The 25785-nt window shown below is 51.2% G+C and carries 32 protein-coding genes; all 32 read right to left on the minus strand.

What is annotated here, in order from left to right:
• Positions 1 to 36: 36 nt before the first annotated feature.
• Positions 37 to 822: a glucosaminidase domain-containing protein gene (locus AC0VZ8_RS28265; RefSeq protein WP_260067950.1), complete on the minus strand. Its 786-nt coding sequence runs from the start codon at positions 820 to 822 to the stop codon at positions 37 to 39.
• On the minus strand, positions 809 to 1261 hold the full coding sequence (locus AC0VZ8_RS28270; protein ID WP_475485156.1) for a phage holin family protein: 453 nt from the start codon (positions 1259 to 1261) through the stop codon (positions 809 to 811). The genes AC0VZ8_RS28265 and AC0VZ8_RS28270 overlap by 14 nt, the downstream gene beginning before the upstream one ends.
• A 284-nt stretch (positions 1262 to 1545) precedes the next feature.
• Positions 1546 to 1683, minus strand: coding sequence for an XkdX family protein (locus AC0VZ8_RS28275; RefSeq protein WP_076324751.1), 138 nt, complete (start codon positions 1681 to 1683; stop codon positions 1546 to 1548).
• Positions 1684 to 1704: 21 nt separating this feature from the next.
• Positions 1705 to 2289 (minus strand): hypothetical protein, encoded by a 585-nt coding sequence (locus AC0VZ8_RS28280; protein WP_475485157.1) that lies wholly within the window; start codon positions 2287 to 2289, stop codon positions 1705 to 1707.
• 13 nt (positions 2290 to 2302) lie between these two features.
• Complete coding sequence (locus tag AC0VZ8_RS28285) at positions 2303 to 4936, minus strand: hypothetical protein (RefSeq protein WP_475485158.1); 2634 nt, start codon at positions 4934 to 4936, stop codon at positions 2303 to 2305.
• Complete coding sequence (locus tag AC0VZ8_RS28290) at positions 4937 to 5482, minus strand: YmfQ family protein (protein ID WP_475485159.1); 546 nt, start codon at positions 5480 to 5482, stop codon at positions 4937 to 4939.
• Positions 5479 to 6537, minus strand: a complete 1059-nt coding sequence (locus AC0VZ8_RS28295) for a baseplate J/gp47 family protein (RefSeq protein WP_475485160.1) — start codon at positions 6535 to 6537, stop codon at positions 5479 to 5481. Before AC0VZ8_RS28295 ends, AC0VZ8_RS28290 begins: the two co-directional genes overlap by 4 nt.
• Positions 6530 to 6943: a DUF2634 domain-containing protein gene (locus AC0VZ8_RS28300; protein ID WP_475485161.1), complete on the minus strand. Its 414-nt coding sequence runs from the start codon at positions 6941 to 6943 to the stop codon at positions 6530 to 6532. Before AC0VZ8_RS28300 ends, AC0VZ8_RS28295 begins: the two co-directional genes overlap by 8 nt.
• Entirely contained in the window at positions 6940 to 7236 is a 297-nt protein-coding gene (locus tag AC0VZ8_RS28305; RefSeq protein ID WP_071222469.1) for a DUF2577 domain-containing protein, read from the minus strand. Before AC0VZ8_RS28305 ends, AC0VZ8_RS28300 begins: the two co-directional genes overlap by 4 nt.
• Before the next feature lie 6 nt (positions 7237 to 7242).
• A complete protein-coding gene (locus tag AC0VZ8_RS28310) occupies positions 7243 to 8208 on the minus strand; it encodes an XkdQ/YqbQ family protein (RefSeq protein ID WP_475485162.1) in 966 nt (321 codons plus the stop codon).
• Positions 8209 to 8220: 12 nt separating this feature from the next.
• Positions 8221 to 8940 carry a LysM peptidoglycan-binding domain-containing protein gene (locus AC0VZ8_RS28315; RefSeq protein ID WP_475485163.1) on the minus strand — a complete coding sequence of 240 codons (720 nt, stop codon included), beginning with the start codon at positions 8938 to 8940 and terminating at the stop codon, positions 8221 to 8223.
• A 1-nt stretch (position 8941) separates the two neighbouring features.
• Positions 8942 to 10828 (minus strand): phage tail family protein, encoded by a 1887-nt coding sequence (locus tag AC0VZ8_RS28320; protein WP_475485164.1) that lies wholly within the window; start codon positions 10826 to 10828, stop codon positions 8942 to 8944.
• A gap of 193 nt (positions 10829 to 11021) precedes the next feature.
• Positions 11022 to 11444 (minus strand): phage tail assembly chaperone, encoded by a 423-nt coding sequence (locus AC0VZ8_RS28325; RefSeq protein ID WP_071222465.1) that lies wholly within the window; start codon positions 11442 to 11444, stop codon positions 11022 to 11024.
• 28 nt (positions 11445 to 11472) lie between these two features.
• On the minus strand, positions 11473 to 11931 hold the full coding sequence (locus tag AC0VZ8_RS28330) for a phage tail tube protein (protein WP_071222464.1): 459 nt from the start codon (positions 11929 to 11931) through the stop codon (positions 11473 to 11475).
• A 1-nt stretch (position 11932) separates the two neighbouring features.
• Positions 11933 to 13252: a phage tail sheath family protein gene (locus tag AC0VZ8_RS28335; protein ID WP_475485165.1), complete on the minus strand. Its 1320-nt coding sequence runs from the start codon at positions 13250 to 13252 to the stop codon at positions 11933 to 11935.
• Positions 13253 to 13426, minus strand: a complete 174-nt coding sequence (locus AC0VZ8_RS28340; RefSeq protein ID WP_475485166.1) for a hypothetical protein — start codon at positions 13424 to 13426, stop codon at positions 13253 to 13255.
• The gene (locus AC0VZ8_RS28345) at positions 13423 to 13860 is read right to left on the minus strand and encodes a phage tail terminator family protein (RefSeq protein WP_475485167.1); all 438 of its coding nucleotides are present in this window, start codon (positions 13858 to 13860) and stop codon (positions 13423 to 13425) included. Before AC0VZ8_RS28345 ends, AC0VZ8_RS28340 begins: the two co-directional genes overlap by 4 nt.
• A gap of 112 nt (positions 13861 to 13972) precedes the next feature.
• Entirely contained in the window at positions 13973 to 14959 is a 987-nt protein-coding gene (locus AC0VZ8_RS28350; protein WP_475485168.1) for a phage tail protein, read from the minus strand.
• Position 14960: 1 nt separating this feature from the next.
• Positions 14961 to 15527 (minus strand): YmfQ family protein, encoded by a 567-nt coding sequence (locus AC0VZ8_RS28355; protein WP_475485169.1) that lies wholly within the window; start codon positions 15525 to 15527, stop codon positions 14961 to 14963.
• The gene (locus AC0VZ8_RS28360) at positions 15520 to 16674 is read right to left on the minus strand and encodes a baseplate J/gp47 family protein (RefSeq protein ID WP_475485170.1); all 1155 of its coding nucleotides are present in this window, start codon (positions 16672 to 16674) and stop codon (positions 15520 to 15522) included. Before AC0VZ8_RS28360 ends, AC0VZ8_RS28355 begins: the two co-directional genes overlap by 8 nt.
• A complete protein-coding gene (locus AC0VZ8_RS28365) occupies positions 16674 to 17132 on the minus strand; it encodes a DUF2634 domain-containing protein (RefSeq protein WP_475485171.1) in 459 nt (152 codons plus the stop codon). The genes AC0VZ8_RS28360 and AC0VZ8_RS28365 overlap by 1 nt, the downstream gene beginning before the upstream one ends.
• Entirely contained in the window at positions 17125 to 17514 is a 390-nt protein-coding gene (locus AC0VZ8_RS28370) for a hypothetical protein (RefSeq protein WP_475485172.1), read from the minus strand. Before AC0VZ8_RS28370 ends, AC0VZ8_RS28365 begins: the two co-directional genes overlap by 8 nt.
• Positions 17507 to 18484, minus strand: coding sequence for an XkdQ/YqbQ family protein (locus AC0VZ8_RS28375; protein WP_339219772.1), 978 nt, complete (start codon positions 18482 to 18484; stop codon positions 17507 to 17509). Before AC0VZ8_RS28375 ends, AC0VZ8_RS28370 begins: the two co-directional genes overlap by 8 nt.
• Complete coding sequence (locus tag AC0VZ8_RS28380; RefSeq protein WP_475485173.1) at positions 18481 to 19125, minus strand: LysM peptidoglycan-binding domain-containing protein; 645 nt, start codon at positions 19123 to 19125, stop codon at positions 18481 to 18483. The genes AC0VZ8_RS28375 and AC0VZ8_RS28380 overlap by 4 nt, the downstream gene beginning before the upstream one ends.
• Positions 19126 to 19191: 66 nt before the next feature.
• Positions 19192 to 20946, minus strand: coding sequence for a hypothetical protein (locus AC0VZ8_RS28385; RefSeq protein ID WP_475485174.1), 1755 nt, complete (start codon positions 20944 to 20946; stop codon positions 19192 to 19194).
• Between the two features lie 17 nt (positions 20947 to 20963).
• Positions 20964 to 21098, minus strand: coding sequence for a hypothetical protein (locus AC0VZ8_RS28390; RefSeq protein WP_015737373.1), 135 nt, complete (start codon positions 21096 to 21098; stop codon positions 20964 to 20966).
• 23 nt (positions 21099 to 21121) lie between these two features.
• The gene (locus AC0VZ8_RS28395; protein ID WP_071222452.1) at positions 21122 to 21556 is read right to left on the minus strand and encodes a phage tail assembly chaperone; all 435 of its coding nucleotides are present in this window, start codon (positions 21554 to 21556) and stop codon (positions 21122 to 21124) included.
• Positions 21557 to 21693: 137 nt separating this feature from the next.
• A complete protein-coding gene (locus AC0VZ8_RS28400) occupies positions 21694 to 22101 on the minus strand; it encodes a phage tail tube protein (RefSeq protein WP_006212545.1) in 408 nt (135 codons plus the stop codon).
• A 60-nt stretch (positions 22102 to 22161) separates the two neighbouring features.
• The gene (locus tag AC0VZ8_RS28405; RefSeq protein ID WP_475485175.1) at positions 22162 to 23628 is read right to left on the minus strand and encodes a phage tail sheath family protein; all 1467 of its coding nucleotides are present in this window, start codon (positions 23626 to 23628) and stop codon (positions 22162 to 22164) included.
• A gap of 2 nt (positions 23629 to 23630) precedes the next feature.
• Positions 23631 to 23840: a YqzN/YkzM domain-containing protein gene (locus tag AC0VZ8_RS28410; protein ID WP_071222449.1), complete on the minus strand. Its 210-nt coding sequence runs from the start codon at positions 23838 to 23840 to the stop codon at positions 23631 to 23633.
• A gap of 10 nt (positions 23841 to 23850) precedes the next feature.
• Complete coding sequence (locus tag AC0VZ8_RS28415; protein WP_475485176.1) at positions 23851 to 24690, minus strand: hypothetical protein; 840 nt, start codon at positions 24688 to 24690, stop codon at positions 23851 to 23853.
• Positions 24691 to 25151: 461 nt separating this feature from the next.
• A complete protein-coding gene (locus tag AC0VZ8_RS28420; RefSeq protein ID WP_475485177.1) occupies positions 25152 to 25628 on the minus strand; it encodes an ArpU family phage packaging/lysis transcriptional regulator in 477 nt (158 codons plus the stop codon).
• Positions 25629 to 25785 lie beyond the last annotated feature (157 nt).

Below are 25785 nucleotides of genomic sequence, written 5' to 3' on the forward strand. Positions count from 1 at the left end.
GACCTGAGAGAGCAGTTTGCACGTTATATTCTCGGTTCACTTACTCGGTCTATCGAAAAACCCCAAACGGTGCAGCACGGTCATGATTCGATAAAAATCAAAACTCCCCTCAGGATCATGCAATACTTCTGCCTGCTGTGCAGCTTGTACTGCCGGTTCTGCCCAAGCAGGAACTTTAGCCGGTTTCTCTGTCTCTACGGCCTTGAGCCTTGTGTTCAACTGCTTCATGGTATTGCTCTGCTCCTCTAACAATTTCATAGCAGAAGCATATTGCTTGCTAAGCTGCTGCATCTGCTCTTGTGTTTTTTGCAGCTCGGCCGTCAATTGTTCAATTTTCATGCGTTCCTCCTCCTCTGGATTAAGCAAATCATATTGATGGAGCAAATTCTGTTCCATTAAGGCGATGAGTTTTTTCGGATAATTAGGGTCTGTAGCGTAACCCCCCCTCCAAATCTCGGTCGCCGCTGTTTTATAATTCGCCCATAACACGCCATGGTAACGCTGTGGCTTGTCACGTGTGCCGTTCAGGATCAGTCGGGTATGATCGGCAACCGATTCACTCCAGCTGTTATACTTACGAAACTGGGCTTGGGTCGTATAGGGTGTCTGCCCCCTGTATTCGGTTGTCTGCATGGTGACGCTTCCCGCCGGACCGGTTCCTTTGATGCCAAACAGATTGTTTGCTTTTTGCGTTAGACCGCTCATTCCCCAATTGGATTCCAAAATTGCCTGAGCGAGCGTAAGCGAAGCAGGCACCCCGTACTGGCGCATATCCTGGGTGGCTATAGGTGCCAGCTTGGCTATAAATTCAGATGGTTTCATCCTTTTTCTCCTCCTTTCGTGCGGTTGGCTTATCCCCTTCTTCGGATTTGATCTGGAATACCTGTACCACATTACGCAGGGACTGGGGGATCGGTACCCCCATTCTCCCAACGTTCTCAATAATAGACAGCAGCTCATTCGCGAGATAGAAGAAGATCACCGTATTCTGAAAATAATTCATCTCTCCCAGCACCCGGTCCACCAGATGCATCAGAGCGATGATGAGAAAAATGGTCATTTTGCGTGCAATACCAGTATAACCAATACGGCTGCGCAGCTCGCCGTTCATCCAGGCCGCGCCCCAACCGGTCAACCAATCGATCACCACGAACCACAACAACAGATGCAGCGGCAACGACCATCCGCCCCAGACGTACCCTGTCACGGCCCCCGTCCCCGCCACCAGCATCTTAAACAGCTGACCGATCTGCTCATACATAATTGTTCCTCCTTTTATAATGGTTTGGAAGGTGTGAAAAAGCCCTCGGAGGAGCCGAGGGCTTTTGTTGTTGATTTACTTGGTCGTTCTGTGCATGCTATCTCCTAGCTAAACTTCACTCCGCATGCGGATCATTCTTCCGATCGCTGTTGCCCCCAGATTTTCTTATAACTTGATAGATAAGGTTAAAATCCGGGAACAAAGGCGAACGCTCCGCTTCTCCAGAATGATTCCGCCTTCTCCGTTGAAGCCTCTTTTATACTAGGGGCCATTCATAGCAGCATTTAGTATGCCTCACCAGTGATGACTTCATATTCTTCCGAGGTTATCACGCCAAACGCGACATACTGTCTCAATTGAGGCTTCTGCGCCCACTTCTTTTCATAGTAGTACTTCAATCGTTCAAAATCGTTTTCGAACATCGTCTTCCGCTCCTTTCTCGATCAGCTATTTTCAAGCGACAGCAACCGCAATTCAAGTCCCACGATTTGAGCGCCCTGTGCCTCGTTCTGCTGACGCAGCTCCAAGGCCTCCAGTTCCCACATTACCATCTCGTTCCCTAAGCGATCCATTTCATTAGGCTCTACTGGTTGAGGTTTTGTTAACTCCTCGATTTCTTCCGGGGTTAGACCTTCGATCCAAAGAGCCGGCGCTGGTAGAGATTCGAGGATCGGCATGTCACCGCGTTCATCTTCGGGTAATACCGCCCACTCGTCATAGGTTTGCTGATACTCAGTCAGCGCGGCATCAACAGCGACACGGTACGCCTTCCATGTGTTAATGTCGAAACGTGGACGGTACAAACCGGGAGTAACCAGGATACTGACAATGTACCCGGTGATGACTGGTTTCGGCGTTTCCCCTGGCTGCTCAACTTCTGACACTTCTACCACTTGATCAACTCCATCTTGATCGGGTAGTAGCGGAACAATTTCCGCATAAAAAGGGACGACACCAGAAAAGGCATCGTCCACAAGCGCATCCTCTAAATAGAGGCCGTCTATATTTACTTTAGGTACGGCTTTCATGTGACACCTCCTTTTATTGTTCGGCTGGAAATGAAATCCCATCAAGATTGATATTGATATTCCCGCCAGTTTCTATATTTACATAGCCATTAGGATTAATGGCAACATACCTCGAATTATATGAAGCATCATTAACTGTGGAATACATTGTTTTTATTGGTCTATATCCTGAAGGTAAAATAAAAACTGAATGTTCCGTAGTATATCCGACTGTCCCATCTGAAATTCGACCGGAAATATAAACTATTCCATTTTGTTCTTTGTATCTAACAGGAAGTTCTAAATTAGGGCGCTTCCATCCATTTAATAATGTTGGTGTAATCCATCCTGATATGTCTTTGTCGGCCTTCTTATTCATCAGCATGGATACAGTTGTCGCGTTCTGCTGCACGACGTCGGTCAATTCCAGGAGCATTGACTTTTCGTTGGCTGCGTAAGATCCGGTGAAAGGGACGATAGGTGAATGATCATCCGTAATGTAAGTAATGCTGTAGGGTACCGAAGGGTCATAAGTCCCTTTTAATCGCGCCCACGGTCCATTATTCTGCGGGTAAATTGCAGGGTCTACAGTAATATTCAAGTTCCAATTATCTTTCTGAGTTGCCCTGTACACTGCTAAAATCTTGTTTACCCTTTTCTTTGTCCGGGATGAAATATACACCGCTGTATTTGACGGGTTGTTTATATCAATAGCCCCGCCATTATTTGCCGGATCGGTAGGTTTCGCACTCTCCCGAAGCACGATCCCCCTTCCAACCTCGATCTGATTATCACCCTCGTTAAACGTAAGCATACCTTCGGATACGATAGGCTCGACCGTTGGCGTGGCGAGTTGATATACGAGTTGATACGGCGTATACTCCGGAGCTTGAGAAGTCGGTAACGTTCCTGTACCTTCAATAAAAGATCCATCAGTCAAGCGTCGTCTTACCCAACCTTTCAATTGTCCTGCAGTACCATTATAGACACTCGTAGTGGCTCCGTTTGCTGTATCATACATTTTCCAACCCATAAAATACGCCTTAATCTCGTCGGCTGTCGGTGTGTAGTTGTCGCCCCATCCGCTGTCTAAGTTGGAAACGGAAACCTCGAATAACTGACCACTAAAATTAACATAATAGCGATCCGCACCATAGTCTGGAATTGCTCCATTATAACTGATTAAAACTTTTCCATCATACTTAGTAACCATACATACAAGTGTAAGTCCGGCAACGGATGCGTTTATCTTTTTATAACTCGGATACGATCCCCCAGCTGCAATACTCCAACCAAGTGTTCCATCTAACACGATTTTCTTCCACTTCACCAGCTTGAAATACTGCCCGTCCTTTTCGAATACTTCGTCAGCATTCGCACCTGTCAGTGGATCAGCGTATAGATCCGTCTGGAACGCTAGCATGGCGTCTCCGCGTGGTTTGAAGGGTTTGGCTTCGGATGATCCAAGCGTAAGCATAGGGTTCGTGGCGAGTATATCGTAAGCAGGCAGTGAATTTCTATCTACCCCATCTATCTCAGCTTGTAAATCGTAAGCGTATAGATGTATGCGAACTACCCCAGTTCGAGGCCCAGTAAATTGGACGCTATAAGGGCTATCATCGGCTGGATTCCTATCTACTTTTACGAGGTAATCCATAGTACTGGCGTTTAAACCACTAAGATCATGAACGGCAATGTAGTCACACTTTAAAGATCCGAATGATAGTGTGTACAAAATGCCGGGAACAACGGGTATGTCAACATATATTACTTGTGCTGGAGCTGATAAGCTGAAGACTGTGTACGGGTCTTCAGTATGGTAAGGTTGGCGACTAGTCCATTCAAAAAACGGAGGCAACAAGTTCTCCCCGTACCGGATCGCATACGGATTACGTGCAGGCTGAACGCTATCGACGTATGGATACTTGGCGGCAACCTGTTCCGGTGTCATTGTTGCAATAACCGCGTACTCAGCAGGGGATACCTCATACAGACGAACAGCATCAGCGAAAAATGTCCCAGCAGCACCCCAAATAAATAAATCCTTGTAGTTCTCGGCTGCGCCTAGTAAAAAGAAGTGGGTGCTCCATGCTTTCCCTATTATGGTATCAAGTTTATCCCCTCTGGATCCCCATAATTCGGCGTGAATAGGAAGGTTATCAAGCGTTTCTGTCTTAAAATCTGCTACCAATAGGTATTGACCACCTGTTTTCAAGTGCGTCAATGATGCGAATTTGACGCCTGCCGCTGCTGCTGCACCGTTCACCGTCTGTACCACTTTAAAACTACTTGAACCTTGCGTCTTGTCTCCTGATAGAGTAATTGTAGTTGTCGATGCTCCCAGCAGATGCACGCTCGAAGTATTCTCGCACGATCCCGCACGCCCCAACAAATTCACCAACGTCCGCCCCTTAATCCCACTCAACTTAAAAGGCGCGCTCCGCTCCGCGTTCACGATCTGAAGCCCGGGCTGCAGTACGACTTCCCTGCGCTCTTCCGTGTCCAGTCTCTTTTCTAAAGCGCCGATGGCCTCGCTGGTTTCACCCGCGAACCGATCTACGGCATCCGCGTTCTGATCAATATACTTCTCCAGATCGAAATACGTCGTGGACGGCGAGGTTCGATCGATTTTGTTCAACCCGATATTCGGCGTAACCGGATTCGTCATTTAGGCTCCTCCTCCCAACAATCTGTCTTGTGTCGTTGCTGATATTTCCTCAAACGTCATGCCCTCCACCTCGGCAATGGTGAGATAACGCAAAGCGTAATCGACCGCCATATGCGCGGGTTTGATTTCCTCAATGGCTGATTTTAGATCACTTAAATTTGGCGGAATACCCAGCGTATCTCGAAAATGAATTGTCACTTTATACTCCGCTGGCTGGACGGATACCTCAATGCTGCCCCGCTCATAGGCTTGCGCCACATTTTTGAGCATGCTGGCGGACACCTTGCCGCTTCCCCGCATCTTCGAGATGATAACCGAGCGCCGCTGCTCGATCGGCTTGGAGAGATTCACCGGAATGTTCAAGTCCTGCTCGAACCGGGATAACGCCCACGTAGCAGTTTCGGGATAATACTGGTCCACCTGATCCTCCAGTTCCTGCGCTAACTTGTCCAATTCAGCCCCTTCTACCCCGGCAATGCTTTTCATTTCTCGAACATCGTGATAATAGGACGGCAGGTAACCCAGCCAAGCTTCGGCTTTACTCATCGGACCGTCACCGTCCCCAGGACAGCCACTGCTTCCGGTTCGATCGGAAGGCTGTCCGTTCCTCCGTTCACGGTCAATACCTCGTAGTCAATGACAGACGGAATATCCAAAATCACGTTGGCAATCCGGTTATACCGGACCAACGGGTCGGACATGGCAAGGTCTTTCAGATACTGGCGCACGCCTTGCTCAATCGCTGCCTGCACACCATCCAAGCCGGCCCCATCGAGCAGCGTAACCTGCACTTCGATATGGACTGGCACTTCAGCAGCCCCCACAACGGTGACCACCGAACCGACGGGAGCCGCCCCTTCTCCCATGCCATCCATGGTCGGATCGATATGCTGCTGCACCAATTCCACAACGGAAGGTGTAGGCGATCGCATCTCGTTATCCAGCAGCACCACCTTGACGGTGCCCGGACCATTCCATAACGGAAAAGCCTTAGCCTTTCCAACCCCGGCTTTCTCCCTCGCCCACAGTTCATACTGATTCCGGTTTGCACTGGTCACGGGTCGGGAGATTTTTTCGCGGTATCGGTCATACAACGCTTCATCCGATTCGGTATCTTCGCCAGGTACCCAGAGCTCCATCAGCTCCGCCTTCACCAAGCCTTCTACGTATTCCAGCGGAAGCAGCGAGCCGAATCGGCGGTTACCTTCCTTCCCGCTTGTCTCGCATTCCAGAACATATTGCCCGGCATCCAGCCGGGTGATGACTTTGTAATTCAGCGGATCCAATGAAAAACGGCTCCCTATAGGCACATCCACCGCGGCACCGTTATTGCCCGAGAAGTGCCCCAAAAGCTGTGCTTTTGTAGCCTGCTTCCGGGTCAGCCCTGACCAGGCAATGCTCCGATCCAAAAATTCGCCCGATGCCGTCGCGGCAAATTTCAGGTTCATGGAGTACCCCAATTCCACGTACATCTGGGCAAGCTCAGCCGCAGAGGGTGCCAACGCATCGTAGATGATACTGCCTTCCCTTTTATCCATACCATCCGGGATTCGATCCATCATCCGCTGCAAGATTGCTTCGTACGTCTGTTCCTCAACCATCCTCTCTCACCTCCTTGATCATATTGAAAGCCCCATACACGCTTCGGACCGTAAATTCCGCAACCGCCTGCTCGCCCGTAAAGGTAATATTCATATCATCGACCGACAATACGCGGTCATCCTGCAGCAGTGCTTCCTTGATATGCCGCTCGATTTCAGCATAGGCCCACAGCGGGTCGCGGCCAATGACGGAGTCCAGCTCCTGCCCATAGTTGCTGCTGTAGATCAGATGTTCAAAACGGCGCGTCTGAAGGATTTTTACCACAGCCTGTTTAACAGCCTCAAGACCGTCAATGTGACCTGATATCCTTCCTTCTTCCAGGTTCAAGTCATACGTCAGACTAGACTGCTCCAGAGTTTCCACAATCTCGCTACCTGGCTCCAGTGTTCCTCCCTGCGGAATCATGACGGCTTCACCAACCGATCCAGCACGAGATACGTTTGGCCGCCTTGGTAACGAATGAGCAGCACCGTGTCACCGATCTCCAGCCCTTTTCGAATCACATATTCCGCGCCGCCAATGTTCAGCTTGTACTCGGTCATCGATTCTCCGATAACTAAAAAATCCTCCGTCAGGCTGAATCGCTGATCCACGTTCACCTCCAGAGGATGGATTGATGTGACTGTACCATACAGCACCGCCATCGGGTTTGTGCTCCCCACGGCGCTAAGACTGGCTTTTTTGATAATATCCAGCATCCCTGCTTACACCACCTTCATATTTAGCGACATCGTGTGCGTACCGTCCGAGAATTTATGTGTACACTCATCGATGAGATACGGCTTCAAGCCTTCTTCGGGCAGATTCACATAAATGGTGTTTCCGGCACGGACCCGCAAATCCCCGATAGCCTCAATGGACAGCGTCTGCTGCTCCCTGTTCTTCAGCTCCAGTAAATTTTGCGCTAGCTGTTTCAACTGAGCGGGATTCATGTTCTCGTCAGCAACCTCGTATAACTGGAGCAGGCCCCATTGGGCAATGTTTTGTCCGTGCTGGTAAAGGTAAACATCCCGCTTCCCCGTCTGCTTGTTGTCCCGCACGACTTTGATGCGGTTGTACGTCTCGTTGTCGATGCTTTTTTTATATGAAAAATCCGTCATGAGGCTGTCTTCTCCCACCGCTAGCATGAGCAGCATGTCGTTGATGTTGGTTAACGTCAGTTCGCCATACCGATCGTAAAACATATAGTACTGCTTGGTCGCGATTAATGTGGAATCCAGAGCCTTGCAGATAATATCGATCAGTTTCTTGTCCGCTTCCAGCATCGCAGGGATCGTATGGCCGGTATCGGCCAGCGTGCCTGTCTTCAAATTAAAATCCTTGGCAATCTTCCGGATGATATCCTCCACCTTGGCATTCGTGAACCGGTAGGTGTCGTTGCTGGACAAGTAGCGCAGCTGATCGTAAGCCATCACCTTGACCTGGGCGTCCATGCCCCACTCCTTGGAAAAAACATACCCATAAAACAGATCCTTGTTATCCTTGCGGAAGCGCACAATGTCGCCGTTTTCCACTTCGAATGCCTTGCTCTGCGCAAGACCATAATTCACATAGTTGATATCCAGACTCGCCGGCTTTGCCTGACGGCTAGTTTTCCACGTGATGTCGGTTACGATCTGCCCCAGATCCCACACGCTTCCGTTCTTGCGGTCAATCATCAGTTCAATCATGGCGCCACCTCTTTAGGGAATCTTGAGAACCCGGCCGACGGCCAGCTTCCGGACCTCATGGTCCTTGATTCCGTTCAGTTTTTGGATGTCCGCATGACGGGAACCGCTGCCGAGCAGCTTTTGGGCAATGCTCCACAAGGAATCGCCTTTGGCAACTGTATAGGAGGTTGTTTTTTTGCGGTCATCCGGTCGGTCTTTCTTCTTCACGGCTGCCGCTTTTTTGTCTTTTACCGGCACGACTTTACGCGCCCCGTAGAACACATAGCGCTTGAGCGTAATTGAGAACTCGATATCTTCCGGTGAACCGGCCATCGTATTCCAGTTGAAGCTTTCGATGGATGCCGCTATGTTGATGCCAAAAGACTTCATCGCTCTCACCACATTCTTGCCATCCGTACCGCTCAGCGGATCGGGAACAAGCCCCGTCATGACAAAGCGAACAGGTCGACGGGACTCCATCCAGCCCTTAATGGTATTTACGTATTCAATCGGAAGCTTCAGCTTTTTGTCAGAACCTAGATGTACAAAGGGATACACTCTCCCCGGGAAAAAGCTCTCAAACGAGATCTCCGTCAGCTTCGGATGCAGAATCGCATTTACTTCGCCAAGCCCAGCTACCGTATAGGATTTGCCTTCACCGCTATCCTTGACGTCAAACCGCTCAGGATTCACCGGAAATCGGAAAACTTCCTCCTGGTTATTGAAGCTCAGAAAAAATCCATAATCGCTCATGCTACAAATACACCCCCTCGGCACTGGACACAAACTGCTCCTCCAGCGTCCGGTTAATTCTCGACATGATCGTATCCAGATCAGCTCCGGAATTAATATCTCCCGTCGTCATCTGTACGGTTGGCGTCAGGGTGATCATATTGCTGATCGCATTCACTTCTGCCAAATCGCGCATCACTTTCAGATCCTCGCTCGCCACGTCCACCGAGTTATCCACTTTACCAATGGAATCGATGCTGCCACCCGCAGGGGCTACCGGGATTGGAGCCGTTGGCATGGCGGGCATAGCAGGCATGGACGGGGTCGGGGTTGCTTTTGGAAGAGCAACATCGTACCCGGTTTTCCCCGTGTTGTACTGTTTTAAAATATCCTCGTTGTTCTTGCCCAGGTTCTTATCCGGCATGAATTTATCCTTAAATGTATCCATGGAGAAATCTTCTATGCCTTTCTGTCCGGTGTCTTTGAAATTCGTAAAGTCCGCCTTATACTCAATCTCTGCAATCTGCTTGGTATCCACACCAAGGACCTTTCCAAAAAAGCCCGCTACCGCGTTAACACCCTTAATTATCCCGTTAATAACTGAAATGACAGTATTAACCGTGTTTTGCGCCAGATCGACAATGAAGCCGAATACGTTGCTGAATATCTGCTTAAGGCCCAGCGTCACCACTTTCCAAGCCCCGAATGCGGCCATAGCAGCGATAACTAAAGAAATTAATAGCATAAGAGGATTAGCCTTAACCACCATATTAAATAATCTCATTGCACCTGCCGCTATATTCGTAACCGTAGCCATCACAGTTTGTGCTGCAGTAAACGCGTAAGCCGATATTCTCCCCATGATCATCCCTGCATTTAACATCGCAAAAAAAACACCCGCTAAAGCGATAACAGGAAGCAACCCCATAAATATAGTGACCAGATTCCATATGGTGTTACCGACACCAGCAATCGTAGCTTTAATGAATTCCCAGGCTGGAGGGATCATTTGCGCTACCCACAAAAACCCCTCAGCAATTACGGTTAATCCTATGGATATAGCATCAATAAAAGGCTGGAAAGTCCCGTTTTCAAAAGCTGCATTCAACATATCCAGAATTGGCATGATTGCAGCTAATGCGCCACCCCCCATCTGAACAAAAGAATTGTTGACGGATCCCATTAGTTGCTGCCACTTATTAACAGGCGAATCCAGCATGGCATCCATAGCTTCCTGTGTCATCCCTGATTTTTGCAGCAGTTTGTCCATGGTTGAAAGAAATGCAGTAAAATTCCCTTTAGATGATATGATTTCTGCATTAAAGCTTTTAATCTGGGAATCAGGAATATTAAAATCTTTAGCTAGAGAGCTGGTATCGCCACGCATCGCACTCATAATCGCCCTTGTTGCATCTTTTGAACTCTTGCCGTCTGTTGATAGTGTGCTCATTCGATCAGCGAAGCCATTTAATTGCGCAATTTGATCTGAGTTTTTAGTCATTGACATGAACGTTAAAGCATTATTTAACGAATCATTAACATCTAACCCGGTTTTCAATGCATTCTGTTTGACGTTCTCGAATATAGCTGAACCTACCTCGGCATCACCAGTCTTAACTTTAAAGAAGTCTTCCGTTACTTGTTCTTTTACTGCTGGAATAATCGTCATTTTCGCAACAAAATCGGCCGCTTTATATGCGGATTTTAACAATTTAAAAGCATTCCCAAGCTTACTGGCTTTCTTTTCCCCTTGCTCAATCCGTTCATTAAGCTGCTCTTGTTCTGCTGCTGCCTCAGCAATTTGATCAACAGTTTGTTGAAAGCTGTTTTCAAGCTGTAACAGCTGATTCACGATCATTTCATTAGCCAAATTATTTAAGCGCAGGAGTGCATCCTTTACACTCGCCATTCCTTCACCCCCTTTTCTACAACCTATCTCCGCTTCCGGACTCGCTCGCGCTTCTCCTTCTCCACCCGCATCGAGATCATGGCATAGATGGCGGCCCGTTCCCGGACCGTCATCGCCATGAGCTGGTGAGGAAGGATGTGCAGTTCATGGAGGGCATAGTACGCATAATTAGCGTCACCATCGCCCTCTTTGATTAGTTTTTTACGTCATCTACCAGTTCGTTCATATCCCGGTCAAAACCGTTCAGGGCTTGCACCCGCTCACCAAGCGCGGCGAACTCGCCGGGCAGCAGCATTTTGCGGAGCAGGGATTCTGCACCGAGCACGCCGTACGATTTTTGCAGCTCGCTGTTTTTCAGATCCGGGTAGATGACGCTCGATACCATCAGTTTCGCCATATAGTCGTTCGGGTCGATTTCCGGCGTGAATACACCGTTCTTGCCCTTAACCTTACGCGTAGCCGCTTTGCGGCACTCCTGGTTTTCTTCCTCCGTGATGCTGCGCAGCTTCCAAGGCACAGGGCTCCCTTCAGCATCCTTAAAACGAACAGAGACCACGAATTCCTCCGTGATCTCCGCAGACGACTGCCCAGCAAAAAACATACTAAAATCGCTCATATCCTTCCTCCTCATTCAATATTAAGTATTAGGCCAATGGGTTAAACGGCGTCTCAATCCGCACATTCTCAAACGTGAAGGCCACTTCTTCCTCCAGCGCCTCCGCTTCGGTGTCGAGAGAAGCCATAATCACGCTGTCGAGGTTGACCCCTTCCAAAATCACTGTCTGACGCCCTGTGGTCGATCCCGGATCCTCATTGCGCACTTCGATCATGAAGTAGGCGTCTTTCCCTGTTTGGATGTATTCCATCATCAGCTCGCGAAACAGTGAGGTCACATAATAAATGGTCATCGTGCCGCTGCCCTTCCAGCCAATGGCTTTGTGCTGTACGGCGCGTTGGCCCATCGTTTTCAGCTCGGCTTTTTCCTTCTCCACCGTAGCTTCCAGTGTTTTAATGTAGAACATTTCCTCCATACGCTCGCCAATCTTGACGAATGCCTTGCCCTCTTGCCCGGAAATCGTGTCGTTCGCCCGCAAAAATGCCATCTTAGACCACCTTCACTTTCATGTATACTTTTTCAATTGCATCCACTGGCTGTACCTTAATATCCACAAACAGCACATCGCCTTCCGTACCCGGCGTCACCACAATATCCTCGTTCGCATCAAAATTCTGGATGGCCCCGATATTCTGCAAAGATGCAAAATACGCCGCACATTCCGCCCAAAACAGCGTCCGGCCATCCACATTGTTATCTACCTTCCCAATATAAGACTTCTCAAAAATCAGCTTCAGATCATTCGCAATGCCATCCAGAACGCGGACCACCCGGTTTTTGGAGAAATGGCGCGCTTTGGCCGGCTCAATCGATGTAAAACTATTAATATCCTGCTCTACCACGGCCTTGCCTCCGCTGTAGCTGAACAGAAACTCGCCATTCGTGAGCGCCGCTTCAATCTCCGTATGGCTAAGACGAACATCGGTATCCACCGCTTCATCGTAAGCCGCGTACGTTAGGGATTCGTTTACAGCTGCCGCAGCAGTAGCACCTGTGACCCAAGCGACCGCCTTCACCTTGTCTACTACGGTGCCGTCGGTGAGAACAACGCCATTTTTTACGGAGATGACGCCTTCATAATCCGCAGCCGGATAGTCAGACAATACAGCTTGGACCTTCTTGCCTTCTTGCTCGCGAAGCCGCTTGGCGAACGCGGTATACAGGGACTTGAGCGTTGGGTCCGCAGACAACAGACCTACAGTCTGGAAGTCTTGGACCTCAAGCGCGGCAAGGAAGTCCACATGCTCTTGGTTCGTCACGGTGCCGTTAGCGCCGCCAGTCAGAGCAAATCCTGCCGTAGCCGCCATATCGCCGGTATCTGGTGCGAAGGCTACGTACAGGTTCGGCTGCAGTTCGGCTGCACTAGCTACAAGCTGCTTGTCCACTGCTTTGCCACTCAGCAGGGTGCTGACCACAAACTTGCCGGGATCATCCACCGCGTTCTCAACGACGATCTGGAGATCGTTGCCGCGTTCGCCGCCGTAAAGTGCAGTTACTTTCAGTCCCGCAACCGAAGCTGCTGCCTGGGTGCCGCTGTTCAAACGGTACAACAGAAGCGTGCCAGCGCGCTTAAGTACTTCTTTTACCGTAAGCAACTGTGGAGCTGTGATATCATAACCCAGCACCTCTACCAGATTTGTGCCTGGTTTGATCGTCAGGATATTATGAGGCTCTCCCCATGGAAGTGACAAGCCCAGTGCCGCAATCCCCCTTTCACCTACCCGCCCGATCGGCTGCTCATGCGATGAGATTTGGGTGTATACGCCTGGTCTTACTTTGTTTGGTGTTGTCCATGTTCCTCCGGCCATTTAGATGACCTCCTTTTTCAAAAATGTGGTGAGTTGCTCTTTCGCTTGCTGAACGGTGTACGTTTTGCCCTCTTCAAGAATGGCGCTCAGCACATCCTTTTCGCGATTACTGAATTGATTGGATTTTGCCAACTGTTGCTTGTTGAACGCCGGTGCTGTTTCTTTTTTACTCATTTCAATCCGCCTCCCTGTTTCAATGTTTGCATCTTGCTTTCCGTTTCGACCTGATCGGTCGTCAGCTGAATGACATACTCTGCACGAAAATATCCCTCTCCCGATGTCCCATCATTCCCCGTTGGTCGCTCCCACGCCACTGATGAAGCCCGGCAAGGTCGACCTTCGACTTCAAGGTATGTTAAGGTCTCCAGCATCTGGTCCATGATCATTGCTACCGGCTTCCCTTCCACCGGTGCGTAAGAGATGCGGAAACGAAAACGAGCCGCATATCGACTTGTCGATATCGGCTCGAACTCGGCTAGGGTTAGCTCAGTTTGGAGGTATGGGGCTGGTGGTAGTGGGTCGGCATCCTCTTTAGTGATGAGGGGGATGTTGGGGAAGGAGCTGGATAGTTGGTATGCTAGGGCATCGTGTATGTGCTGGGTGGTCATGCTGGTGCTCCTTTCATAAATATTGTTCTTCATGTTAGACAACGTACCCATTAGATTCGTGAAACTTAGACAATAAATGATTAAGACTCAATAACGTGTACTCCTAAACTTCTTACTCATATGCATACCACCGAGCATCTACACTGCCACTGACAGGTAGTAGAAACGATCCGTCTCTCACGTAGGCTTGTGTGCCATCGACTCTGAATATTTCCATCCCAGCATAAACTGCTTGATAACCATTAACATACATACCGTCACGATAGAGAGTGGATTGTGCATGACTATAATTGTTCCCATTGTTTATAAAGTATAAAAAAATACTCGAAGGTTTAAAACCTAATCCAGTTACAGAGATATAAGACCTCCAATAATCTGCTCCATCTCTATCGGTAAGATAAAAAGGTTTTGTACTACTACTACTCACAGTTCCACTTGCGGACCTAAGCATATAGTTGGGTGTAACGTAACCTGAACCATTATGATATCCTTGAGGTATAGTTATTCTTGAGTCTCTTGATGAAGATAGTATTTGTGCCCCTCGGTTTATCATTGTGCCTGTTACTACTCCGCTTGCATTGGATGCTGTTTTTCCGGCAAGTATGTCCCCAGCCGTAGCATTCCCTGTCGCCTTAATAACCCTCGCCATCTTCGCTACCAGCTGCGCCCAGGTTTCACTCGTGGATGCCGCTACCCCAATGGAGTTGAGCGCGGCAACCACGTTGTTTTTCTGCTCAACTCCAAGCTGCTTTGCCGCAGCTGCCTCAGTGTATGCAGAGTCAGCCTTAGATTGAGCAGTAGCTGCTGCTGTCACACCTGCACTTCCCCGATCATACGCAGCCTTCACCGCCTTCTCCGTAGCCGCCACATTCTCCCGCGCCCCATTCGTGGCACTGGACAACTGCACGATCCCCTTTTGAATCAAAGATGCATCCGGAATTTCCACATCAATATTCCCCAGATCCACTCTGACCTGCCCCACAGCCTCATCAACCTTATCCCAATTTTCATTCAGCATCGTCTCGATGTTAAAGGTCTCATTGCCATCCACCATCGGGTCTTTCTTCAATAATCCTAAATTCGGTGTGTTACTGGACAACTCAAACACCTCCTGCAAATTTATTTAACGGCGTCTGCCCCAGCTCGCCCAAAGTCATCACGTCATGAATATCGCGTATGAGCAAGTAGTTGAACGCATACGCCACCGCCAGATGCGCCGGCTTGATCTCCTCGATCGCCACCTTCAAATCCTCCAGATTCGGCGGAATGCCGAGCGTATCCACGAATTTAACCGTAAAGCCCCATTCCTCGGGCTGAAAAGATACCTCGACCGTGCCGCCGTCGTAAGCTTCAGCCACGTTTTTCACGAGCGCACCGGAGAAAGTCCCCGCTCCGCGCAGCTTGGACTCCAGCACCGCCCGCCGCTGCTCGATCGGTTTGTTTCGGTCGGTGGGAATTCCAAGCTCCATCTCCCAGCGCTCCAGACCCCAGGTGGCTGTACGGACAAAGAACTGGTCTGCAGCTGAGTTCAGCGCCTGATAAAGCGCGTCCAACTCGCAGCCCTTGGCATCCATATCGGATAACATGACGCGGGAGGTTTGGTAATAGGCCGGTAGAAAAGAAAACAGCTCGCGACCGCGCAAGCTGTTCATTCGGGTATTATTCACTTACGCTCACCGTCCCCAGCACCGCCACCTGACCGGAGCCAATTTCGATATTTTGCTGCTCGGTGTGGCCGTTAATCGTCAAATCCGAGTAGTCGACGATAATCGGGATATCCAGCAATACGGCGGCAATCCGCGTATACCTCACCAAAGGGTCCTTCCGGTTAAAAGCGATCTGCTGTAAATACGTTCGAACGCCATCCTCGATCAACTTCCGGATTTCGTCCATCGTCGAAGGCAACTCCTGCGTACGCTGCACTTTGACGGAGATATCGATCGCCACCTCCACCGCAGGCATCACCGTGATAACCGGACCGGCTGGAGCAGCGCCTTCGCCCTGTCCATCCTGGGACGGGTCGATGTACTGCTGAACGGCATCCACGATATCCTGGCTTGCCGCACGCTTGTCCGTGTCTATGAGATACAGCCCGACGGTACCGGGTCCTTTCCACAACGGCGCTACTTCCACGCCGCCAACGCCCGCAATCTCATTGGCCCACTGCATGTACTGCGCCTTATTGCCGCTCGTTCCCTGACTACGGACTTTGGCGTAAAAACGCTCCAGGAGCGACTGATCGCTTTCGGTATCCGTCCCGCTCCGCGTGGGCTCCGGGTTCGTAACCGATGTTACGCCGCTGACCGACGTCATCATGAGCTGAATGACGCCTGCGGGAACATTGCCGTTACTGCCCGGCGTGACGGCTCGGATCGGTGCCGTGCCGGTACCCAAGTCACTCAGCGTCACGCCTGATGTGGTCACATACTCTACCGAGGATTCCCCGGAGCCCTCATCGGCTGGCGTAGCCACATAGGTTCCGGCAGGCACGGTCGTCCCCGGCTTCCCGGTAAACACAACGCTACCGGACGAAGCGACCGCTTCCCGCCGGGTAATCCCATGCTCTGCCGTCCTCAGATCTAGTTCGGCGGAACGGATATCCGGACGATCGCTTGCCACGGTGCTTGCAAAGCCTCGGCGCAGCAGCTCCTGTGCCCACAAGGCGGCTTCGGACAGCATAAACGCGACCGGCGCCTGCGCATCCCAAATAAAAGAGCCCTCCGACTTGTCGATGTCCGAAGGCACTTTGTTCAGCATGCGGTTCATAATGTTCTCTTCCGTCTGATCCAACAAATATAACGGCAAATCTGCCATCAGATCACCACGCTTTCTATAATTTCCGTTTCATCCCGGACGCTCGTAATGCGGCAGCTGAAACGGCAAACTTCTCCTTCCCAGGCAAAAAGGAATTGATCCACGCTCTCCGTCCGAGCGTCCGCCAACAGTGTCTCGGTGACCATGCGCTGAATCTCGCTTTCTTGCAGAGATCGGTCATAGCCTTTGCCGACCAGCTCCTCCAGCTCACTGCCGTAATCGCGCGTATAGATCAAATGGCGGTATCGCGGCGTACGGATCGCTTTTTCGCACCAGATGACCCAGGCTTCCTTGTCGTCCGCAACCGGAATCTTTCGGGTCGGGGACATCACGAACTCGCCGGCTTCAAAGTCATACCGCCAGCTTCGTCCAAAAACAGCCCCGTCCCCTTCCAGTACCTCCGGGTCCGTCGTATCCGTCCAAATCATGTCATCGCCTTCCGGGAATAAATTAGCCACTACTGCTCACCACCTTGCACACGACCACCACGTCATTGCCGCTGTTGACCCGAACGACGAGCACGCGGTCCCCCGGTTTCAAACCTTTTCCCAATTCAAAAAGGGTATCTTCAACTTCGTTCTCTTCGGCATCAAATGTCATATCCTGCTGCTGGCCCCCCAAAGTCACGGTGCCCTTAGCCGAATAACGGGGCAGGGAGAGCATTCCCGGCAGCTCCGCTACCATATAGTCCTGAAGCTCATGCTTGAAATCATCCAGCTTGAGTCCCGTCGAGGTTATCGTGCCGAGCACGGCCCCTACGCCGCCCATGGCTTGACGGGTTTGCTTGTTCATTGAGGCGTATAAGGAGGACGCCAATTGTCCATAGGGGTCTTTATTCAAGGTAAAACCTCCTTTTTACATCGTCATAACTCCCCAGCTCCAGCATCATGCTTCCGGGACTGCCCAGCTCCCGGCTGACGGAAATCACGAGCAGCTTCATCGAGCCCAGCATGACCGCATCTCCGGCGCGGATCGTATTGACATCGGGTGCATTCAGGGAGATGGTCTCCCGAATCCCTCTCAGTTTGCTCCGGGCCAACTGGCGGGCTGCCGCAGGCGACTTCACCTCATCATCCTGAATAATAGCCTGGAGTTGTCCGTATTTGGCGATATCCTTCTCCTCGATGGCCATCACCTTGGAAGGAACTTCTTTTCCGGTCTCGCTTGCGGCTGTCGCCAGCACTTTGACCTTAGTTGCCGCGCCCTCCAACGTCCGCGATTGCGTAGTATCTGTGATAGCCTCGAGGATGTAGACCTCTTTGTTCGTTCCCAACTCATACAGTTCAAGCCCTGAAGCGATCATCCGCGGATGATACAGCTTGCCGCCGGCTTTGGCCGTCTCACGCAGATCAGCGAACATGCTCGCGTAAATCGACTGCGTCCGGTAAACGGAACGCCCCAGCTGCTTCTCGGTATCGGGCAAAACCGCAATTTTCAGGTTCCAGTCCGCCGCGTACTTTTTGAACCGCTGGGTAGCGGTCTGCTTTGCCGGGAACAGATATTCATCCTCCGATTTGTCCAGATATACCGTCCGATCGTACAATGTGAGGGTCATCCGCTTCACCCCGTTATTCGAGGTTTCCACTTCCCATACGACAGCCGGGTGCAGCAAAGGGACATAATCCTTTTTACCATAAGGAATCCCGCTGATCCGGATCGCCATTCCCGGTGAAATCGGCGGCATATCCGGCGTTACGACCAGATTGACGGTGCCCTGATAAGCGACTTGTTCAAGCGAATCCCGTAGACTGATAGCTTCCACCAAGGGAGATAAATCGTATTGATCCTGCAAAATCACCTTGTAACTCATGACAGCACCAACTTTTGGCCAGGCTTGATGGCGTTCGGATCTTTACCGATTATTTTCTGATTCAGCTTGTAGATCTGGTTCCATTTCGAGCTGTCCCCGAGCTCCAGCTTGGCGATTTTGGAGAGTGAGTCCCCTGACTTCACGGTGTACGTCTTGTTCTTTTCCTTCATGTCGGCCCGGGGCTTTTTGTTCGTTCCAGATGCCCCACTGCTGCCTGCTGTTTTGGCCACCTTCATTTCACTCCATGTCCGGAGCGTGATGTCAAAATACACATCCCCGATCTCCCCGCCACGAAACGTGGACTGATGGGAGGCGATGTACACCGGCACGTTCACTGCCGTCTCGGTAATGACGAATTGCAGGGGCGTTTTATACGTCAAAAACTCGTTAAGTTTATTCATCGCGGTTTGCGGTTTAATATGATCCTTCTCTTCTCCTTTGCAATAAGCTGCATCATACTCTTGTGGAAAAAAAGAAGAGAACGATATCTCCTTGATCCGATGGCCTTGCGGAAAATCAAACTCCCCATAGTTGAGAATCGTCGCCGTTTCCAGTCCCTTTTGGCGTGAAATGGTCACCTCTTCGGGATTCACCGGGAATAGGAACGTCATGCCTTTTCCGTTCTTCAAAAGAAACTCCACCTGGGCCCCCTCCTTTCTGTATGGATGCCTTCGGACCCGCTCCATGCCTGCTGTTAACCATCATCTTCAATAGGCCATCGGAGTCGGCTTCCGGTTCTGCGCCGCTTTGCTGAATTCGGCTCTCAGCCGCTGTCCGATCAGAAGGATCAATCCTTCCACATCGATTGGGTGTTCCTCATGCACCGTAACCTGCACCGCGCCTGGAGGAAGATTGTAATTCACAGTTGTCTCCGTTTTAAAGTCCATCAGCAAGCCGGATATCGTGCTCATCTGCTCCGGGCTGATCTGAACAGATTGCGGGGACGTCGGCTTCCCTGCAAAAGCTTGGTTTTGCGCTGCACTCGCGGGTGGACCAAAAGATCCACTGCTTGAAGAATGGCTAGGCGACACATACGGGCCGTATGTCGGGTTCAATGCTGGATTCGGCAGCAGCGGCTTGCTGAAATCAGCCGGCGCTGGTTTCGGAATGATGGGAGCCGGAAGGGCAGCGACACTAGAAGGAGTCTCTTTCGGTTGAACGGCTTCCTTGTCTTTTTTCCCGAAGGAAAACGTATTGGAGAACCACTTCGATACCTTCTCCTTACCTTCTTTGAACTTGTCACCAATCCCGGAAATTCCGCCGCCAACCTTCTCGCCAATAAAGCTTCCTACGGTGCCGCCGAGCGTTGAGCCGATCATCGTACCTGCAACTGGAATCACGGAGCCAACGATGCCGCCGATCGTGCTTCCGATACCTCCGCCGACGGTGGAGCCTATGGCTTGGTTTCGTTCTTTTCCCGGTTTAGCGGTAGCGATTGCGGTCGCATCGGCTATATATCCTAGCGGGCCGAGGGCCCGTTTGCCAAGCCCCTTCAGCAAGCCGGAGCCTAGGCCGCTTTTGCCGGTGCCTGCTGAGATATTTGAGGATGGGCTACTGGAAGGGGCCGCGTTTGCAACTGTATTTCCACTACCCAAATCTTTTACCATGTTAGCAGTTGCACCGCCACCTGCATCTTTAGATCCTGATACAGTACCGCTCTCACTTCCCCCAAATAACGCACTTCCGCTTTTCCACAAGTCCCTAGCTCCACCCAGAATGCCTGCCCCTGCATTACCAACTGTTTCTACCAAGTCTCCAGCAGCGGCAATTGTTCTCCAACCTCTCCCTTTCCTCTGCCTCCTACCTCGCTCAGTCCTGGATTCATTTGGAAGGTTATCCGAATTGGAATTTCCTTTGTTGGCGTCGGCAGTCTGATTTCCAAGCCAAGTATCGCCAACCTTTCGAGTTTTGTCTGGTAATTCGCCTAGACTTTTTACGCCGCCTCCAAATGTTTTAGTTGCACTAAAAAGATCAACCACTTTATCCAGTTGGGTTTTCGGTTTCTGTCCACCAGACCCGCTCCCGCCGCCTCCAAGCTGAAGCGACCCAAGCGCAGCCGTAAGCTTATCCACCGCAGTCGTATTCGCTGTCAGCGCAGCGATCATCGGAGAAAAATCAAGCCCTGCCGCCCGCAAATCCACCTGAACGCTCGCCTCGATCTGCTTCTGCACGCTCAGGTTTAGATTCGTATCAATCTGCTTCTGCACATTCAGCTTCACATTCGCTGAAGCTTGGATGACTTGGGACTTCACCCGCTGGATTTTGGCAAGCAGGTTGTCCAGCCCCTTCGAGGCGCTGTCCTTCAGCACGATTTCAGGTGCCATGCGGGTACGTCCGATTCGCATGACACGTCCCTGGATCCGCTCAAAATAACGCTCCATCGCCCGCAGCTCGCGGTTGGCCTTGATCACGTTTTTCGGATCGATGACCAGATTCATACGATAGTTCATGGCTTCAGCCATTTCATTTCACCTCCTGTTCACTTCAAACTCTGACCGGCCATGCCCTCGATCTCCTCCTGGGAGAAAGCGAGCAGCAGCAGGCGCTCGCCTCGCGGGAGCCGCCAAAAATCTCCGGGACGAAGGTGATGCCGGACCCACAGATGATACAGCATCGTCGTCATTCCCCCGGAGCCGATCAGTTTTTTAGGTCAGCAATCTCAACTCCGAAGCCGGACAGCTCCAGCACTTTATCGCCTACGGCATCCAGCTCTCCGGCCAGCAGCATGCGGCGAACCGCCTGCTCTCCGCCCGACAGCTTCAAGCGGCTTGTAATCCGCGGATCGCCCCAGCCGCTCAGCGTCAAACCCTTCACCGACAGACTGCTCGTGGCCTCGGAAATTAGCAACGCATTAAACGTCTCCGTATCCACCTTCTCATCCACCGCACCCTTTATCGTACGGCGAACGGTACAGCGCTCGCGGATGCTGTCGACCTTGCTCGAAGTCAAACCCTGCAGCACCATCTTCATATCCAAACGCTTAATGCGTACCGTTTCCTCTGGCAGCTTCTCGGCTGCCTCAAACAGACTGTCCAAAATTTGCTCTTCGCTCATGTTCTCGTGCAAGCTCATGCGTGTATCTCCTTTACTCATAAAATAATAGATTTCATCTTCCTATTTGTAGCGGGCGACGCCCGCCCGAATCAGGCATTCCTTACCGGGCGAACCCCCGCTTTACGCCGCACTTGACCTTGATAATAAGAAACCTCTTAATCTCCCTGAATCGGATCCAACAACTCGTACCCCTCGAAGGTAAATGAAGTTTCCTCCTGCACTTCTTCACCGGCTGTCCAGTTGGCCAGCTGGATTTTGTCCGGCATGCAGCGGATCAGACGAACACGCTCATGGCCGTAGGATTCGGGATCATCCAGCTTGGAGATGATATCAAATTTGGTGAAGCCGCGGGAGATCATATCGGAAGTAACCTTGTAACCAGTCATCGTGCCGGTTCCTTTTTTGCTGCCGTTTTTGTGTACCGTCCAGTCGTTGCCGACCAGCTTTAGCTCGCGCTTCTCCAATTCCACGCTGGCTTCCAGCTTGTTAATGTGCGTCTGCCAAACCCCGTCAATATACGCCTGCCCGTATGTCCCCATAATGACTCTTGAAGCATCCAACATATTAAGTTCCTCCTCGATTTCTTTAAGTTTTTATAAGAAAAATGTTGATCGACGTACTCGTTATTGCACGTAAAATGTACCGAACAGCTGCTCCATGACGTCGGTCAGCTTCACGTTCCACTGCAGGAAGACCTGATCCGGCTCCGGCGTGTTCACGGCGGAATCGCCATAGTACGCCAGATCGAGAATGACGTCATAGCCGTCCGGCTCGATGACATTGCTGAGCGACAACGAAGCGAGATATTCCTTTACGGCGCCGATCAGCGCCAGACGACCTTCCTCCGTATTGTTCACCTTGCCGATGTAGGTCTGCTCTGCAGCCAGCTGCAAATCCGCATGGATCGCATCCATCACGCGGATGGAGCGGATTTTTTTCCAGGCATTGTTTTGGCCCTCAGCCGGATTCACCAACGTGTTAATACCGCGCAGCGCCTTCACCTGACGTCCGTCGTAGAAAAGCACGAATACGCCATTGCGTACGGCCTGCTCCTGCTCGGAACGCGTCCAGCGGCGGGTCACATCCTCGAATGGCGTTACCGCATATGTAGCGGATTGATTCAAGCGTTGACCCGCAATAAGCCCGGCAACATAAGCAGCCGTCAGGGCAGAACTGTAGTTCACGCCGGACAGACGCACGCCCGTACCTACATTGATAATCCCTTCATGGTTCAATGCAAGCGAACGGGCCGCCGCCAGTTTGGCTGCATCCTTGGAGGTATCGTCCGCAGCGCTTCCGCCGAATACGGCCATCACGCCGCGTCCTTCGTGACGGAGACGCTTCACCCAGGCCGCAAAGCTCTGCAGCAAAGCCATATCTGCAGCATAATCCAGGGCAAGTACGTTGAATTCCTGGCCTTCGACCGCATCCTGCATTTCGATATAATCTGCATTCGTCAGGCCGCCGTTGCCGCTCTTGCCTCCGGACAGCACAGCTCCGTTCACATCGGCAGGTACGCCGGTCGCCTCCAGTGCGGTAGCCGTTACCCAGAGATTCTCATCGTCTTCATTGATCTGCGCCGCAATCGAGGCTGCTGTCCCGTCCAGGCTTGTATAGGTGCCAAGCAGTTTGGCGCCTTCATAGAGGCGAAGCTCACGTGCGGCCGGGTCGATCAGCGACGGCTGCACGGTTACGGAGAAGCCGTTGCCACGACTGCCCGGATATTTGGCCTGCAGCTTCAACACGTCCGAAGGCGTAGCTTCCGCATTTTGCATCGTTACGCTAGCCGCTGCCGCGGTGTTATCTGCCAGGCGATAAGCCAGCAGTTTCTTCGGCCCGCCAAGCAAGGCCAAATAGAGCGTTTCGTAAGCCGTAGCTCCATCCTGGCTATCCGCGGAATACAGCTCGGAAATCGCGAACTCGCTGCCGATTTCCACGAACTCGCGCACCGGCCCCCAGTTGGCTTTAACCGGCACGACAACCGTACCGCGGGATCCGCCTTGGATAGCCGACGCGGCGGCCGCCTTGAAATTCATATACAAACCCGGAAGTACCGGTTTATTTGTGCTTTCCCATGTTCCACCTGCCATGATTAGTCCACCTTCGCTTTCATAAATTGTTGGATTCTTTCTTTGACTTCGGTTACCGTGAACAGCTCTCCGTCTGCCCCATACATGGCACCCGCGAGCACTTCCGCCCGAACCTCGAACAGTTCCTTGGCGTGTGTTACGAGTTCATCTAGCGCATATCGCGGAGCGCTGATACTGCGGGCTTCTGTCTTGAGTGTTTTTTTTACAGCCATTGTGACCACCTCACTTTAAAATTGGATGTACGTTAATGCGCCTGATCAATGCAGCTTCCTCAGGTGAACGCATCTTCCGGTGCGCCAGAGTCAGCTTCAGCTGCCCGTCCAGAATGGGATCGGCCTGCATATCGGAGGAAATCTCCGCAACGGATAAATAGCGGCGATTCTGTGAATCCAGCATCAGCTGGACCTGGGTACCAAGCTCCTCCACCAGCCTTGCAGCCGTGAGCTGCTCGTCCGCGGAATCAAGGGCGGCAATATGCCCGGTAAAGGTTTTGCGAACTTCGAACATCGAAGCTCCCGCCATCTTGGTCTCGCAGCCCGTCATCCGCCATAATACGGCGTGATCTTCCCGTCCTGCCGGCCATGCCGAATGATAGATTCTCCAAGGATCACCCAGTACTTCTCCTGTCCAAGCTGTCAAGGTATGCAGCCACTCGTCGGGTTGTCCGGTCGAATCGGCCCCGGATGCCTGAGGCACATAGACGCCGAATCGCATGATCCGGATCATTTTGCCTGAAACAGAATCGAACTTGTCGGCTTCCGGCACACCCAAATAATGAAGCTTGAATGCATTCCCATCGGCTCCGATCACCCGCTTGCGATGTAGTCCCGGGATTAGAAGTTCCACCCAGCGATCTAACTGAAGCAATTCGGAACGATCCGCATACAGCTTCAATCGCACCACCTGCCGATATCCTGCCCATGAGGATTTCCAAACGTCCTCTCCCAGCGTCATGACGCCATAGAAAGGCTCACTAACCCCTTCCGGCGGATGTACGTCATATATTCGGCCTTCTAGCTCGGGAACGATATCTAGAGCGGCCTGCTTGATCGCCCCTCTCATTTCGCAGATGGCCGGGTGGCTTCCGGTCGGTTATGCGATAGCCAGCTTCTTGCGACGCTCACATGCTTGCGCAACACGGCCCCCTCCTTTCCTTCATATATAGAGAATCGAAAATGAAGCAATCGAAGCCTAAGGCCGCAGCAAAAAACCGGTCCTCTCAAGGCCGGCTCACATCTACACTGTGTGTGTTCGGTTTGCTTTGTTTAACTTCATTTCCGATAATACAATCTTACACCCCTAAATCGGATGCGCTGACGTCTAATGGGACGGATAATGCGGAACTTAAAGTGGAATGTCGGCGGAAAATAGCGCGAACCTATGTTCGTATTTAGTGCTGTTTTCCTGTTTCATCCTAGATTCTGCTTCATGGTGCGGCATCTTATCTTGAAATAGAAAAAACCGGAGGGCCTCATTGAGGTCCTCCGGTTTAGGCTCGGTTTGATTATCCATCTCGGCGAGTATCAGCTCATCTTGCTCTTTGCGGCTTTCTCCAACTCCTGCAGCTTCAACAGCCCCCTGTCTGCTAAAGCCAGTGCCAGTTTATAGAAGGCCCGCGTGCGGATCTTGGTATACGTATCCTTGCTGACTGGCGGTTCGAGGATATGGTTGTACACTTTGTAATCGAATACGTCGTCCTGTTTCATGTACCGTTCCCGAATCAGCGTCTGCTCTCGCTCGCCAAGCCGTTCCACGATTGACTCGATGATCTCGCAATACTGCTTCCTGGCCGCAGGCATATCTACATTATATATAGCAACCGCTGCTGTTTGGTCCGAGGTTACGTTGGTCGGTCCGTGGAATCGTTCCGTGTAGGATGCCGTGACGCTCGTCTCCCTGACTTCGAATGTAATGGTTTTATAGATACGATATTTCTCGAATATCGCTTCAACAGCACTTTGGGTCTTTCTGCGATCCAATTCCGGTAAAAATGGATTCATTAGGAAACACTCCCCTTTGGATTGTCATTGTCGAGGTTTGCTTTGCCATTTGGCAGAAGGTTGTCTCATTACATGTGTTCGTATTTTTCATTAATATACCACTATTTGGAGACTGGAGTAAACCTTCAAAAGGCTGAACTATTCACGGGAATATGGA

This window comes from Paenibacillus sp. QJM3NY_38 (assembly GCF_056173265.1).